18 protein-coding genes are annotated in these 15,585 nt (G+C 30.8%); 11 read left to right on the top strand and 7 right to left on the bottom strand.

The window, feature by feature from the left end:
- Positions 1-52: 52 nt before the first annotated feature.
- The 5 genes from H526_RS0106515 to H526_RS0106535 all read left to right on the top strand — a co-directional run bounded on the left by H526_RS0106515 (position 53) and on the right by H526_RS0106535 (position 3,615).
- Positions 53-1,069, top strand: a complete 1,017-nt coding sequence (locus tag H526_RS0106515; RefSeq protein ID WP_027392253.1) for an adenosine deaminase — start codon at positions 53-55, stop codon at positions 1,067-1,069.
- Positions 1,066-1,647 carry a pyridoxine/pyridoxamine 5'-phosphate oxidase gene (locus H526_RS0106520; RefSeq protein WP_027392254.1) on the top strand — a complete coding sequence of 194 codons (582 nt, stop codon included), beginning with the start codon at positions 1,066-1,068 and terminating at the stop codon, positions 1,645-1,647. The genes H526_RS0106515 and H526_RS0106520 overlap by 4 nt, the downstream gene beginning before the upstream one ends.
- A gap of 106 nt (positions 1,648-1,753) precedes the next feature.
- Positions 1,754-2,539 (top strand): DUF3050 domain-containing protein, encoded by a 786-nt coding sequence (locus tag H526_RS0106525; RefSeq protein WP_027392255.1) that lies wholly within the window; start codon positions 1,754-1,756, stop codon positions 2,537-2,539.
- 3 nt (positions 2,540-2,542) lie between these two features.
- Positions 2,543-3,004, top strand: coding sequence for a hypothetical protein (locus H526_RS0106530; protein ID WP_027392256.1), 462 nt, complete (start codon positions 2,543-2,545; stop codon positions 3,002-3,004).
- A gap of 20 nt (positions 3,005-3,024) precedes the next feature.
- Positions 3,025-3,615 carry a hypothetical protein gene (locus H526_RS0106535; protein WP_051336017.1) on the top strand — a complete coding sequence of 197 codons (591 nt, stop codon included), beginning with the start codon at positions 3,025-3,027 and terminating at the stop codon, positions 3,613-3,615.
- 54 nt (positions 3,616-3,669) lie between these two features.
- Here H526_RS0106535 and H526_RS0106540 read toward each other — a convergent pair whose 3' ends face one another.
- Positions 3,670-4,215, bottom strand: coding sequence for a DUF1569 domain-containing protein (locus H526_RS0106540; protein ID WP_158594414.1), 546 nt, complete (start codon positions 4,213-4,215; stop codon positions 3,670-3,672).
- A gap of 24 nt (positions 4,216-4,239) precedes the next feature.
- On the bottom strand, positions 4,240-6,624 hold the full coding sequence (locus H526_RS0106545) for a TonB-dependent receptor (protein ID WP_027392259.1): 2,385 nt from the start codon (positions 6,622-6,624) through the stop codon (positions 4,240-4,242).
- 247 nt (positions 6,625-6,871) lie between these two features.
- On the opposite strand from H526_RS0106545, the gene H526_RS30685 reads away from it, so the two are divergent.
- The 4 genes from H526_RS30685 (at position 6,872) to H526_RS0106565 (ending at position 10,637) form a co-directional block, all read left to right on the top strand.
- Positions 6,872-7,948 (top strand): sensor histidine kinase, encoded by a 1,077-nt coding sequence (locus tag H526_RS30685; RefSeq protein WP_051336019.1) that lies wholly within the window; start codon positions 6,872-6,874, stop codon positions 7,946-7,948.
- Between the two features lies 1 nt (position 7,949).
- Positions 7,950-8,708 carry a LytR/AlgR family response regulator transcription factor gene (locus tag H526_RS0106555; RefSeq protein ID WP_027392260.1) on the top strand — a complete coding sequence of 253 codons (759 nt, stop codon included), beginning with the start codon at positions 7,950-7,952 and terminating at the stop codon, positions 8,706-8,708.
- Positions 8,709-8,730: 22 nt separating this feature from the next.
- The gene (locus H526_RS0106560; protein ID WP_027392261.1) at positions 8,731-9,756 is read left to right on the top strand and encodes an SDR family oxidoreductase; all 1,026 of its coding nucleotides are present in this window, start codon (positions 8,731-8,733) and stop codon (positions 9,754-9,756) included.
- 410 nt (positions 9,757-10,166) lie between these two features.
- On the top strand, positions 10,167-10,637 hold the full coding sequence (locus H526_RS0106565; RefSeq protein WP_051336020.1) for a hypothetical protein: 471 nt from the start codon (positions 10,167-10,169) through the stop codon (positions 10,635-10,637).
- A gap of 67 nt (positions 10,638-10,704) precedes the next feature.
- On the opposite strand, the gene H526_RS0106570 is transcribed toward H526_RS0106565, so the two are convergent.
- The 4 genes from H526_RS0106570 to H526_RS0106585 form a co-directional block, all read right to left on the bottom strand.
- A complete protein-coding gene (locus H526_RS0106570; RefSeq protein WP_027392263.1) occupies positions 10,705-10,887 on the bottom strand; it encodes a type II toxin-antitoxin system antitoxin in 183 nt (60 codons plus the stop codon).
- 3 nt (positions 10,888-10,890) lie between these two features.
- Positions 10,891-11,745: an SPFH domain-containing protein gene (locus tag H526_RS0106575; protein WP_027392264.1), complete on the bottom strand. Its 855-nt coding sequence runs from the start codon at positions 11,743-11,745 to the stop codon at positions 10,891-10,893.
- A 173-nt stretch (positions 11,746-11,918) separates the two neighbouring features.
- Positions 11,919-12,350 (bottom strand): Hsp20/alpha crystallin family protein, encoded by a 432-nt coding sequence (locus H526_RS0106580; protein ID WP_027392265.1) that lies wholly within the window; start codon positions 12,348-12,350, stop codon positions 11,919-11,921.
- Between the two features lie 198 nt (positions 12,351-12,548).
- Entirely contained in the window at positions 12,549-12,950 is a 402-nt protein-coding gene (locus H526_RS0106585) for a hypothetical protein (protein ID WP_027392266.1), read from the bottom strand.
- A gap of 105 nt (positions 12,951-13,055) precedes the next feature.
- Here H526_RS0106585 and H526_RS0106590 point away from each other — a divergent pair, with 105 nt between their 5' ends.
- Both H526_RS0106590 and H526_RS0106595 read left to right on the top strand, forming a co-directional pair.
- Positions 13,056-13,322 carry a DUF1456 family protein gene (locus H526_RS0106590; RefSeq protein ID WP_027392267.1) on the top strand — a complete coding sequence of 89 codons (267 nt, stop codon included), beginning with the start codon at positions 13,056-13,058 and terminating at the stop codon, positions 13,320-13,322.
- Positions 13,323-13,399: 77 nt separating this feature from the next.
- Complete coding sequence (locus H526_RS0106595; RefSeq protein WP_027392268.1) at positions 13,400-15,007, top strand: class I SAM-dependent methyltransferase; 1,608 nt, start codon at positions 13,400-13,402, stop codon at positions 15,005-15,007.
- Positions 15,008-15,067: 60 nt separating this feature from the next.
- Here the strand turns inward: H526_RS0106595 and H526_RS0106600 are convergent, their stop codons facing one another.
- Positions 15,068-15,400: a hypothetical protein gene (locus H526_RS0106600; RefSeq protein ID WP_027392269.1), complete on the bottom strand. Its 333-nt coding sequence runs from the start codon at positions 15,398-15,400 to the stop codon at positions 15,068-15,070.
- Positions 15,401-15,585 lie beyond the last annotated feature (185 nt).

Genomic DNA, 15,585 nt, shown 5'->3' on the forward strand with positions numbered 1-15,585 from the left:
AATCAGATCTCTGTTATTTTCTTAAATAGTAAACTAAAAAACTAGAACGAATATGGTTTCCATAGAAAGATTCATAGAAGGCATTCCGAAAACAGAATTACATTTACATATAGAAGGAACTTTTGAGCCTGAATTAATGTTCGAAATAGCGAAAAGAAATCAAAAGAAGATTCCTTATGACTCTGTTGCAGCTTTAAAAAATGCATACCAGTTTAATAATCTACAAGAATTTCTTGACATCTATTATGCCGGAGCTAATGTATTGATTGAAGAGCAAGATTTTTATGATCTCACTTGGGCCTATCTTACTAAAGTTAGCGAACAAAATGTGGTTCATGTAGAAATATTTTTTGACCCTCAAACACACACAGATCGAGGAATATCTTTTGATACCGTTATCAAAGGAATTTACTCAGCTCTCGAAGACGGAAAAAAGAAACTAGGTATTACATATCAATTGATTTTATCCTTTCTAAGACATTTAGACGAAGCTTCTGCTTTTAAAACCTTGGATCAAGCTTTGCCTTACAAAGATTGGATTAGTGGAGTTGGATTAGATTCATCTGAAGTAGGAAATCCTCCTTCAAAATTCGAGAGAGTATTTGAGAAATCTCGAAAAGAAGGATTTCTTACGGTAGCACATGCTGGAGAAGAAGGGCCTGCATCTTACATTTGGGAAGCATTAGAACTATTAAAAGTCACTCGAATTGATCATGGTAATCGTTGTTTAGATGATGACAAATTAGTAGACAAATTAGCTACTTCTCAAATACCTTTAACGTTATGCCCTCTTTCTAATTTAGAACTAAAAGTAGTCTCTGACTTGAAGCAACATCCAATAGTCAAAATGATGGACAAAAATTTACTTGTAACTGTAAACTCTGATGATCCTGCTTATTTTGGGGGGTATATGAATGAAAATTACATAGGTATTGCAAATGCTTTAAATCTTTCAAAAAAGCAAATAGCTGATTTAGTCAAAAATAGTTTTAAAGCGAGTTGGTTACCTGATCAAGAAAAAGAAAAAAGAATATCAGAAGTTGAACACTATTTGATAAAAAACTCATGAATATAGATCCTTTCCAATTATTTACTAAGTGGTATGCCGAAGAGCTTGAAAAAAGCACAAACAGTCTTCCTGCTGCTTGTTGTATATCTACCATTGGATTAGATGAGTATCCTAATGCTCGATTTGTATCTCTAAAAGAGCTAAAAAATGACGCCTTTATAATTACTGGACCACTTCAATCCAGAAAAGGAATGGAAATCGAAAAATCTCCAAAAATAGCAATTACTTTTTGGTGGGAAACTACTCAAAGACAGATACGAATTCAAGGGAATGCTTCTAAAATAAGTAATAGTGAAGCTATATCTTATTTTAAACCAAGAGCTAAAGACTCTAAAATTATATCGACAATTAGTGAACAAGGGAATATTGTTGAAAGTATAGACACTTTTAAACAAAAGTTTTATGAAGCTGAATCAATTTATAAAAATAACGATGTTGTAAAACCTGAAAACTGGGGAGGATATGCTATACAGCCTATTAGAATCGAGTTTATGGAATTCAAGACGAATAGATTTCATCATAGAACTCTTTTTCAATTGAACAATAAGGAATGGACAACAACAATATTGCAACCATAATTATTAATAAACATATAATATCTAACAATAATATAAGTCTATAATAAAATCATACATAAAAAGTATAGACTGGATATTTTTGGAATTACTAATAGCTATCAAAAAAATGGATAAAATTCAACATATAGAAAATGAAATTTCTGAATTGAGAAATCAGTTGCAGAATCATCAACTGTACAAAAACTTGAGAACAATAGATGACATTAAAACCTTTATGGAAAATCATGTATTTGCAGTTTGGGATTTTATGTCACTTTTAAAAAGCCTTCAAATAAACTTAACGAATGTTCAAATTCCTTGGACGCCTTCAAATAATCCAACACTTTCAAGGTTTATAAATGAAATTGTCCATGGAGAAGAAAGTGACATCAATGAAATGGGAGAGCCCAAAAGTCATTTTGAAATGTATTTGGACGCTATGAAACAAGTAAAAGCAAATACAAATGAAATTAATAAATTTATAACAAAAATTGAATCTGGCCACTCGGTTTTATATTCATTAAATGAAATTAACATTGACAAAAGAGTAGCAGATTTTGTAAAGTTTTCATTTTCTATTATTGAAACTAACAAACCTCACTTAGTCGCTTCTTCTTTTACATTCGGACGAGAAGATCTTATCCCAGATATGTTTATAGAAATATTGAAACGGGCTGATTCCGAAAACAATACATATAACAAGCTTAAATACTATCTAGAGAGACATATCGAACTTGATGGTGATGAACATGGACCTTTATCTCTTCAAATGATAGAAGAACTATGCGGAACAGATGAGCAAAAATGGAATGAAACATTACTAGTGGCAAAACAATCCCTAGAAAAAAGAATCTTACTCTGGGATGCTATAAATGATTTGATTACTCAAGAAAAACCTGTTTATACAATTTGAGAAATGGAGATCATAATTGCAAAAGGTAAAAATAGAAATATGCTGACTTGTAAAAGAGAAAATGGGACTTCTACATCTGTAAATTTAGGACCAGAAATCCCAAATCATGATATTGCTCATTATGTCGTTGAAACAAGGTTCAATTTAAGAGATGGATTTTACGGAAAAATTCAATCAGGAATGACTATTCAAGAGTTATCTGACAAAGAGGTTATTAAGAGTCTTGGTGCAGAAACCTGGTTATCTGAAATTATGGCTAGAAACTTGCAATCTATAGGTTCTGGAGCTGCAAAAACTGAAGAGTTCATTGAATTAATAAACTGGGAAGCTCAAAACATTAATGGAATTAAAGTCCCAAAAATGAATCTAGCAGATATTGAAAAAATAAAAGAAGATTTTGATCAACTCTGTAAAGAATGGGATTTAATAGCAGAGAATGGCGAATTAAAACTTAAATTTAAATAAAGCTTAACTAATTATCCCTATTGAAATTTTTCAAAAACATATCCGCAATTTTCAATAGAAAGCTATTCGCAAAAAATCTATTTTGTGGAATAGGAAATTCTGAAATACAGGAAAATGCTATCTGGTTTTATGAATATCCATTTGAGCCTTCAATCATCTATCCAGAAAGATTAGTTCACGCTAGTGAAATTGAATCTATAGGCATAGAATTTGGAGCTATTAAAATCTTTCTAAAAGATGATATAGTTTTTATATCTGCAGAGAAAAAGGAAACATTAAAAGCATTTGCAGAAAGAAATGCCATTCCTTTGTCCCCTTATAGCTGGAATTGGGATTGGATTTTAGAACCTTACCTAGATACTGAGTTAACTAAAGAAAATGGAGAACTACTTATAACTAGGCTTCAGGAGAATAATTTTAATGAAACAGAAATTATTAAAATACGAAATGAAGTAGAAAAATCAATGTACATTTATAATTTTGATACATTATTATGGGAATGGAATAGCTTATCTTTATTAGACGTCCTTTCTGCTATGCGAGCTACCTATAAAAAAGAAGATTTTAGAGCTTTTTATAAAAGAGCTCTAGAAATCGAAAAACGTAACTAAAACAATTATTGATTACGTTTTTCGATTATTAAAAGTTCTCCTCAGGTCTAGGTTTTATTCTTTACCTAAAATATCTCGTACAATTTTTAAATGATGTTTAGTATGAATCTTCAAAAAACGTTTTGCTTGTTTCTTATTTAATTGACCAAAAACTGGATGGATAAAATTCACGTTTTGATCTAATTTTTCTAGTTCTGATAGGTTTTCTCGGGCTTCTTCTAATTGAGATAATATATCTTCTGTTTTTATAGTATTAGGCGGTAAAACAGCTGCAGGGGATTTTGCTCTTCCCCTAGGGATATATCCAAGTGTAAATGAAAAAACTCGTGTTAAACTAAAACGTTTTTCGTAGACAGTTGGATCAGAATTCTGTAGTATATTATGAATTCTGTTTACTACCTTAAGCGTATGATCCAGATGCCATGCAACTGGCACTTTAGAGACATTGGTATTTACGCTGTCTCTAAATTGAATCAAATATGCGATATCATATAATTGGCTATCCATAAATCCTTTCTTAACATCATTATTATCTCCTTGTCCATACCCCCAGAAAGCCAAGTTACAAATAACAGAAAACGTGAATAATAGTGTTCTCATTGTGTTCATGGTGATTTTTTTATGTTAAAATTCAAAACGATATCCAAAATCGGGAAAAAACCCTATTTGATTTACCTCATCTATATTATTAGTCAATCTATTATATCGTCTTGCAAATAGATTTTCATTAGCAGTTACATTCTGTAGATCAACATAAAATTGATGAGAAGTTTTCTTTTTACTGCTATTAATTTTATAACCAAACTTAACGTCCCACCTAAAATATCCGTCATTTTGTTCACTAAAAGCAATATCCTCTTGCAAAACCTCAAAACCAGCCGCTTGTGAAGCAGGCAGATCAACAGGTGTATAATATCTTCCACCAGAAAATGTTACTCTAGTATCAAAAAATAAAACATCTTTTTTGTTTTTACCCATAGCAAATTCTTTACCGGCAAGCATATTAATAACATACCCATTATTAAAAGGAGTATTTCTTTCCACACCATCACTTCCTTCATATTTGCTTTCGAATATTGATGTCGTTAATAATCCGTAATATCCTTTATTAAAAAACTTTTCTAACGTAAGCTCTATTCCTTGATTAAAACCAGTTCCTTCATTTAGGAGAGAAGTTCTATCATTATCAAAACCAAAATCCGCTCCTTCTGTTAAAGAAGAGTAACTAGATGGAAATGATTCTACAGCTGCATTATCAATATCTTGATAATATATTTCTGCTTTACCTCTCCAACTATTGCCCAGTTTCACATCGTATCCTAATACAAAATGATTACTTCTCACAAAATCCAACTCCTTATTTGTTTGTAGAATTTCTCCATCCACTTCTTCGTTTAAAAACAAAAGAGGTAGCGGAACAGGCTGATGATGCAGACCATACCCAAAACTCAAACGATGATTTTGGGATATCTTATAATTTAATCCTGCTCTTGGCTCTATTACAAATTGTTCATTTAGTGTACTATATTGGCTATGAATACCACCATTTATAGTTAGCTTTTCTGTTAATCTAAATTGTCCCTGAATAAAAGGCTGTATAATTGTAAGGTTTTCATCTAAATCTCTAAAAGTAAATATATCTGGATCTCCATCATTATTAATATCAGGTTGTTCCGTTCTATCACGAAACAAAGATTCTACACCAATATTCTCTAATAATACTCCAGTTCTTAAGGTGCTTTTATTACTTAATTTTACGTTATAAAGGGTTGAGAAAGTAAATCGGTTTTCTTTATTATCAGCTTCTGTATATCGAATAACTCTTTCCTGTGGAGTCTCTTTATCTATAAATCGATCCGCAACGAAATCATTTGCCGTAAATGATCCAGACAAAATTGTCTTAAGATATGATTTGTTGGTAATATTAATTTGATGCTTTAAACCTATCACACCAAATCTAGATTTTACAAAAGAATTCTCATCTTCTGCAGCAAACAGATCATCCTCATCAATATCATCTCCAAGAAAATCAATATCAGAAAAACCGATGATACCAAATAATGAAAAATTACCTAATTTACTTTTCCCAAAATCAAGATTAAAAGACACATCACTATAGTTAGGAGCAGCAGAAGTTCCTCCTGCTCCAACTCCTAATAAACCAACAAGCGAATATCTTCCTGCGACTAAAAAAGAACCATTATTCTTTCCTAACGGACCTTCTGCCATTGCTTCTATACCTGTAAAAATTCCTACCTGAGCAGTATATTCGTAATCATCTTTATTTCCTTTTCTAAAGCCAAGATCAAAAACTCCTCCTATTGCATTTCCATACTCTGCCGGAAACGCGGAAGTAATAAAATCTGAATTCTTTAACAGATTAGGATTCAAAGCAGACACAGGACCTCCAGTTGTTCCCAATGTACTATAATGATTAGGACTAGGAATCGGAACTCCTTCTAATCTCCATAATAATCCTGTAGGAGAATTTCCTCGAATTACCACATCATTTCTACTATCATCAGGAGCTGATACTCCAGCAAAATTCGCTGCTAGCCTACCCACATCACTTCTTCCACCAGAAAAACGAGTTACTTCTTCTAAACTAAATTGCCTTGCTGATACTGATGTTAATTTATTAATAGATCTGGCTTTATTAGTATCAGATGTAATTATTACCTCGTCTAATCTATCAAAAGCTTCAATCAAAGCTACATTTACTACGGCATCTTTACCAGATGTAACCACTATATTCGGTAGTGTTATAGATTCAAAACCAATATAACTTACACGAATTACTTGTCTTCCTAATGGAACTCCTTCTAAAGTAAAAAAACCATCAAGATCTGTAATAACACCATTAGCTTCTTCGGTATTTAATAACTCTACAGTGGCGCCGATTAGAGGAGTTTCTGATTGTTTATCCAAAACAATTCCTTTTATAACACCAGTTTGTGAATAGCTTATCGTTGTACATAAAAGAGTAAACAAGAAAATATATTTTTTCATAACCTTTTTGATTTTACTCAAATCTGCTAACTTGATTCTAATCCTTCTAATTAAAATAGTAGAGTTGTTAAATTATCAATTGAGTTGTCTAAAACTCTTATTGGATCTTTTTTATTGACTTATCAATTGACATTTACAAACGAAATAACTTTTCATACAGTTCAACTCTTATTTTGACAGTTCGGTGTAAAGTGTTAGACAATTTGATTCGTAGTTATGTATCTTTAACAGTACTATTATAATTTCTATGGTAAAAAAAACTACATTAAAAAAAATAGGAATAAGGATCATTATAATTAATGTGGTTTATTTCTTAATCAAACTAACAATAGTTCATGAAGAAAAGGAATCAATTTTTGACGCTCCTGCCATTTTTTATTATTGTAGTGCATTTTTTTTATTTATGCTTGCCTGGGAAAGTAATGATTGGCTGGTAAAAAGACAGCAATCAAATAATGGTGAAGGTCTTGATTTAACAAAAGGATTACAAATATTAGTTATTAATTTAGCTATTTGTCTTCCCATTTCTGCATTAGTATATTATCTCGCTATTTTTCAATTTGATCAAATTTGTCAAATTGATGCAGATGACCCCTGGTTGCGATTTAGAATTGATTTTTTTAGAGCGGCTATTCTAGGGTTTGCTTTAATAATCTTCAATTTATTCTATCATTCTTTACAACAGAAAAAAGAAATGGAAAATAGAATGAATGATTTACAGAAGGAGATTATGACGTCTAAATATAAATCCCTAAAAAATCAAATCAGTCCACATTTTCTTTTTAATAGCCTAAATACTTTAACCTCTTTAATGTATGAGGATAGAGATTTAGCATCTGATTTCGTATCTAGATTGGCAACTTGTTATCGATACATTCTAGATAATCGTGAAGAGGATTTAGTGAGTTTAGAAAAAGAATTAAGTTTTTTAGATTCTTTTATTTTCATGATGAATGTTAGACATCAAGGAGCTTTAAGCATTACAACACATATTACAGTTAACCCAAAAGATTTTGTTATACCTACCCTTTCCTTACAAATGTTAGTAGAAAATGCTTTAAAACACAATTACTATTCTAAAGAAAAACCTTTAGAAGTCACCATAATTTCGACAGAAAAAGATGGTTTGATCGTTCAAAACAATCTACACGTAAGAACGCAGAAAGAAGAATCAACAAAACTTGGTCTAAAGAATATAAAAAAACGGTATTCATTTTATACCAATCAAAAAGTAAATATCGAAACCCAACATGGATACTTTAAAGTAACCATTCCTTTACTTCCTAAAAACATTAAAGAAGTTTCCATTATAAAAGTATCCTAAAATGACAGCAGTAATTGTTGAAGATGAAAATTTTGCCTCTAAACGACTTGCTTCTTTAATAGAAGAGTTGGCTCCTGAAATAAATATTATAGGGCAAATTACATCTGTAGAAAATGGCCGTAAATGGTTTGATAATAATCAAAAACCAGATTTAATATTCTTAGATATACAATTAAACGATGGATATGGATTTGATATTTTGGATATGCTAGAAGATCATCCTCCTGTTATTTTTACTACAGCATATAATGAATATGCTATTAGAGGTTTTAAATACAATGGATTAGATTATTTATTAAAACCGATAGATCGGAATGATCTTAATAATGCCCTAAATAAATATAGAAAATCACAATCCAATAGTGAACCCATTTTTGACGAACAAAAATTAGCAAACATCAAAAAGCTATTTAATAAAGAGTACAAAAAACGATTTATGATTAAGGTTGGAAATCAGTTCAATACTTTTAGTGTAGAAGATATTGCCTATTTCAAATCTAACGAAGGATTAATATTCCTTTATTCTCATAATGGTCAACAATATCCTATTGAATATTCTATTGATCAATTGGAAGAAATTCTAGATCCCGTTCATTTTTTTAGGATTAATAGAAAATTTATGATATCGGTAAAATCAGTCATAGAGATTCACAGTTATTTTAACAGTAGATTATTACTAAAACTAAAACCTCAAGAAGAAGAGCAAATTATTGTTTCTAGAGAAAGAACTTCTAATTTCAAAAAATGGCTGGATCTATAAATTCGAAAAAATCATATTAAGCATGAATAACAAAAAGGTATTATTAACAGGTATTACTGGTTTTTTAGGTTCACATACCGCTATACAATTATTAAATAAAGGATATGAGGTAATCGGTACTTTAAGAAGTATGGATAGAGCCAAAGAAATCAAAGAAGTTATAAAAAAGAAGACCCCAAATATTGATAAACTAAGTTTTGCAGAAGCGGATTTATTAGATAAAGATGTATGGTATGATTTGGTTAGCGAGGTTCAGGATGTTTTACATATTGCATCTCCATTTCCAAGAGAATTACCCAAAAACGAAGATGATCTTATCATACCAGCTAAATCAGGAACTTTACATATTCTAAAAGCCGCTTCTATGCACGGATTAAGAAGAGTGGTTCTTACCTCATCATCTGGTGCAATTATTTATGGAAAAGACAAATCAAATCGAAAAGGTATTTTTGACGAAAACAATTGGACCGATGTTTCCAATATAAATGATTCTACTCCATATTTTAGAAGTAAAACTATTGCAGAACAGGCAGCTTGGGATTTTATTAGAAATGATACTAGCGGATTAGAGTTGACTACTGTATGTCCTGGAGCTATTTTAGGTCCTATACTTGAAAAAGATTTTGGAACTTCTGCCAATATTGTCATCAAAGCTATGGATGGCAGCTCTCCTGCAATTCCAAAAATTGGTTTTGATATGGTTGATGTAAGATCAGTTGCGGATTTACACATAAGAGCTCTAGAAACTCCTGAAGCAGCAGGAGAACGGTTTGTTGGCTCTGCAGGTTATATGACTTTTCAGGAAGTTGCTAATATATTGAGAGAAAATTATCCAAATAAAAAAGTTCCTAAGTTTACTTTACCAGATTTTGCAGTACGGTTATTTTCTAATATCGACAAAACAATTAAACCAATCTTGATTGACTTGGGTACAGAAAGAAAGGTAAATAATAATAAAGCCGTAAAACTTTTAGATTGGAAACCAATACCTGTCAAAGATGCTATTATTGCTTGCGCAGAAAGCGCTATAAAATTAAGTTTAGTTTAATATTTTTTTGCTTGAGTAGTCTTTAAATTTAATCATTCATTATCTCGATTTTTATAATGAATTTTATAATTATTCAAAACATTATAACAAGACCGAACTAAACATCAATACCCTGTTTTAAAAACACTTAACCAGTGGATAAAAATTAACAGATGAGTAGTCAGGTTTAGAAGAATTAGAGTCAGAAATAGTAAAAAAATAAGATTTTTCCTTCAATACAAAAGGGGGAAATCTCACAAAATTAAGACTCAAAATAGATCTAAGTTAACAATTAATTTCTTAAATTCGTGAACCACACAAACCATCCGAATTTCAATCGGATAATGATTCACATAATTTTATTAGGGCTTAAGAATAGTACATCAGATCATTTGTAGTATTCAATTAATATTATCAAATACGCCCCAAAAATGAAATTAATTTTATTATCAATATTTACTAGTGTTTTTGCTTTAGGCACCTTAAAAACTAGAACAGAGAATAATACCGATGGTATTTTTATAACTTCTACTGATCCAATATCAGGTAGAACATTAATGATAGAAGAAGATGAATACTCAATCTGGGTTTATGTTTTAAACCCTGACAAACAAGGTATTGATTTTGATGGGTTTCTTTGTTCTGTAGTAGATCCAGAATCTATTACTATGAGCCCTAAAGAAGCTACAAAAAATGGAAATGCACCTCCTCTAACCACAGATTATGCAAATAAATATAGCTACATTAAAAATCTTAAGTCCAATGATATTAAGGTTTATTGGAAGTACAACAGGATAGAAATCAAGCTAAAAAAAGAAACATATCTTATTATGGATTTAGAAAGTAAAACAAGCTATTCTAAAGCCCTTTCTAAAGATTGTTATTACGGTAATACATTATAACTTATTAAATGATTGTTTTCGAATCATCCCATTTTTGAAAACAATCATTTGCAAATTATGTTATTTCCTATTCCTTTTCAGAATCATCATCCTTTTTTTTGGGTTTAAGTCGCTTGGCATCTTTAAGGCTTTTAGAAATCATCCATTCTAACTGACCATTAACACTACGAAATTCATCATCTGCCCATTTTTCTATTAACTTAAAAGTTTCTGGGGATATCCTAAGAACAAATGATTTTTTCTTACTCATAAATTACGAATGTAGTGTTCCTGTATTAATAACAGGAGTCGCCTCCTTATCACCACACAAAACTACCATTAAATTACTAACCATAGAAGCTTTTTTATCTTCATCGAAATCAATTATTTCGTCCTGAGATAATTTAAGCAATGCATCTTCTACCATCCCCACAGCTCCTTCTACTATCTTTTTACGCGCTGCTACTATTGCTACAGCTTGTTGCCTTTTTAACATAGAACTTGCTATTTCTGGAGCATAAGCCAAATACCCTATTCTAGCTTCCATAACTTCTATCCCTGCAATAGCCAAGCGTTCCGTTATTTCACTTTCTAAAGCTTCATTTACCTCATCCATACCAGATAAGAGAGTTACCTCTATCTGTCCCTCTGCAAAATTATCATAAGGATATGAACCTGCTAATTTTCTTACTGCCGCATCTGTTTGTACCCTCACAAAATCTTCATAATGATCTACATCAAAAGCTGCTTTATAAGTATCACTAACTTTCCAAACCAAAATCACATTTATCAAAATAGGATTTCCAATTTTATCATTAACTTTTACTCGTTCGCTATAAAAATTTCTAGCTCTTAAAGAAATCCTTTGTTTCGAATAAAAAGGGTTAGCCCATAGAAAACCATTTTCCTTTACTGTTCCTTTATACGCTCCAAAAAGCACCATTACTTTAGAACTATTAGGGTTTACAATAAAAAAACCTTTGATTACCAATACAATAACTACTATTAAAGTCAGAAATAGAGGATTTTTTGTCACAACCATACCAGTAACAACTCCTACTATTAACAATAGTAGTACCATCAACATCATGTAACCATTACTTGTCTTTATATTTTTTTCTTTTTTCATAATAATATCATTTTGATATCACAATGATACGGAAAATTTTCGTAATTATAAAATTTGACAAAGACTAAGCAAAAAACTAATTGCTAACATTTGCCTTTAAAACATAAAAAACGCCCTTGATATAAGGGCGTTTTCGTAACATTAACTAACTAACTCAAATCTCAAAAAACAACTTATGAAATTTCTATTAAACGTTTAGGCTGTACCTTGGCTTCTTCTTTTTTAGGAAGTTTCACTAATAATACTCCATTATCATAAGAAGCTAAAATATCCGCGATATTTACTGTATCTGGCAAATTAAATGAACGTTTAAACGTTTGATAACTAAACTCTTTTCTTGTATAATTATCTTTTTCTTCTTTCGCCTCATTTTTAGTTTCCGAAGAGATTGTTAATACATCATTATCTAATTCGATATTAAAATCTTCTTTTACTAAACCTGGTGCAGCCAATTCAATAATAAAATCATTATCGCTCTCTTTTACATTCACTGCTGGAGTATTAAAACCTATTTTGTGCTCATTGGCGATACCACCAAACCAATCGGTATTAAAAATATCGTCGAAAATAAGTGGTAATCTGTCTGTTCTTTTAATTAAACTCATTGTATTTATTTTTTTAAAGTTATTCTAGATTTAAATTCAATGAGTATATAGCAATTAGAGTTCCATTACTATTTTTGTGTCATTTTGACATATTTGTATTTGAAAATAATGACAAAATGTCAAATCATTATGACAAAACCAAAAAAAAACCTTCAGAGGATATCTGAAGGCTATATTTATTATGAATAATTTTCTTCTTTAATTATAAAACCTAGTAAAAATCTCTATTAAGTCCTTTGGAGGTATTACTTTATTGGGATATTTATGCATTTCCTTTAAAACCGTATCAACAGCTTCTTGTCGTAATCCCATATGCAAGCCCATTTCTTTGATTTTATCTACTTCCGAAAGAGCTGCTTCTTGATCCACATTCATTAACAACACTAATCTATGAAACTGAAGTATTCTTTGAGATTCTGGCTGTAGATTTCGTTTCTCAGCACTATTTCTCACTAAATAACCAATCTCTTCTTCTGATATCTCTAATTGAGAAGCCACAGCTAAAATAAAATTATATTCTTCATCTTTTATTTTTTTATCAGCCTTAGCAAAATCAATCATTTCTGATAACAAACTTAATTTCTCTTCCTTACTATACATATTTTACTATATAATTTAAAAATGCAAATATCCTATAAACATATTTGTTTTGGAACATAAAGGATATTTTTTTCTTGAAGTCAATTAAAAAGGTACCTTTGTTCTATGGGATTAACAAATAATGATATTTTCAAAAAATTACGAGTAGCTCACAAACTGCGAGATGATGAAATTGTAAAAATTTGTTCATTAGTAGATTTTAAAGTAACAAAGAGCGAACTTGGTGCAATTTTCAGAAATGAAAATCATCCTAAATATATGGAATGCGGGGATCAAATTCTTCGTAATTTTCTTAATGGACTTGTTATTCATTTAAGAGGACCGATGCCTGAAAAAAAAGACAAAAAGCAAACAGCTAACAAAAAATCCTAAAAAAACTTCGGAAATAAATGCTTAATTTGGTAAATCATTGAACTAAAACAATTGACAACCAACTTAATTAAGTATCTATGCTAACAAAAGAGGAGAAGCAAATATTCCGAGAAGAATTATTCAGACATTTAGATGGTATAACCGTTGCTCCTGTTGCCTATTCACTCTTAAAAAAAGGAATAACTGATTATATCGTTACTAAAAAAAGTGTATCCATTTCTGAAATCATAGAAGAATTTGGAGGAAATGCAGGATATATAAACGTAGCACTCAGAATGCTTTCTTCCCAAAGTTGGTTGATCTATGAAGTTAAGCAAAATACGATCAAAGTATCCCTAAATGAGTATACAAAAATAGCATTTGATTATTTCTATTTATATGAAGGTGTTGTTGATCTTTTAGAATACTCCGGTAAATTTCATCCCAGAAAATTCGAATTAGAGCCATTTCACAAATTAGAAAAATTAATTACTCAGTATAAAAACTCATTTAATCTTTCTTTTTCCGAAGATGCCACTACAAATAGAATACAGCATCAAATCTTAAAACATATCGAAGGGATTTTAGTAGGCCCTACTATTGTACATCTTGGAATGGGCGGAATGTTTCATAAATATTTTATGGAAGCTTCTTTTAGCGCAGATGAATATCACAAATTTCCCGCAAGTTTTGATACGATCCTTTCTTTTTTAAGCAATCTAGGATGGTTTAGCAAAAATAATGACAACTACACTTTTACTAACAAAGGTTTGTTTTTTGCTAAAAGAGCAACAGCATATGGCGTAACAGTTTCTTACATCCCAATGTTTAGACAGATGGATCAATTATTATTTGGTGATCCAAACGTTTTATGGAACACTGAGAAAAGTTCTGACGAATCCCATGTAGACCGCGAAATGAATGTATGGGGCAGCGGAGGAGCTCACACCACCTATTTTAAAAAAATTGATGAAATTATTATTAGTCTATTCAATAAACCTTTAGAAGAACAACCCAAAGGGATTCTTGATATGGGTTGCGGAAATGGCGCATTTCTTATTCATCTTTTCGAAATCATTGAATCAAAAACATTAAGAGGTAAACACCTAGATGACCATCCTTTATTTTTAGTTGGTGCAGATTATAACAAAGCAGCACTAAAAGTTACAAGAGCAAATTTAATTCAAGCAGATATCTGGGCAAAAGTTATTTGGGGTGATATTAGCGATCCTGATCTTCTCGAAAAGGATTTAAAAGAAAATTACAAAATTGAGCTAAAAGATCTTTTATCTGTTAGAACTTTTCTAGATCATAACAGAATATGGAGTGAACCAATATCTACATTAAATACGTCTAGTGAATCTACAGGGGCATTTGCATATAGAGGAAAGTTACTACAAAATGATGATGTAGAACGTAATCTAAAGGATCATTTTAAAAAATGGGAACCACATATTGCTAAATTTGGTTTAATCGTTATAGAATTACATACTGTACCTCCACACATAGTCTCTAATAATATCGGAAGCACAGCGGCTACAGCTTATGATGCCACCCATGGATTTTCTGATCAATATATTTTAGAAATCAATTCCTTCCTTAAAGTTATCGAAGAAGTAGGATTACAAAGCGATCCAAATCATTTTTCTAAATTCCCGAATTCTGAATTGGCAACCGTAAGTATACACTATATTACAGGAAAGTAAACGCATAAAAAAAATCCTGGTTGATGAATCCAGGATTTTCTATTTCTTTACTTTTATACCTTAAGAGGCAACTACCCTCACTGGCATCGTATAAAATTTAACTCCAGTGCGTGGTTTAGCTTCTATCTTTTGATAATTTAGCCTGTTTTTAATGTAACCTTTAATGACATCACTATCAGAGTTAACAGAAAGGACTACAATTTCACCTTCATCGTTTAAAGTAAAAGTAACACTAGCCTCAATCTCATCTTCTATTTTAAAAGAAGGCTTTTTTAATAATTCTTTAATTTCCTGCGTGAAATTAGTTTCTGACTCTGTTAGTTTTGTACTTGCAGTTGCAACACTACTGATTGCAAAAGCTACTGCTAACAGCATAACATTTAATTTTTTCATTCTATTCGTTTTTATTGATTTATGCTTATAAGACTACTAGGCATCAAAGATTGTTACATCCCAAAAACATCTTTAACAACAGATTAACAAACTAACAAACAATAGTTTGCGGAATTTATAATCAAACAAAAAAACTTAATTCTATTTAGGCTAAACAACTACTATATTGGTTTTCAACATTAATC

It is taken from the genome of Aquimarina latercula DSM 2041 (assembly GCF_000430645.1).
Taxonomy (GTDB): domain Bacteria; phylum Bacteroidota; class Bacteroidia; order Flavobacteriales; family Flavobacteriaceae; genus Aquimarina; species Aquimarina latercula.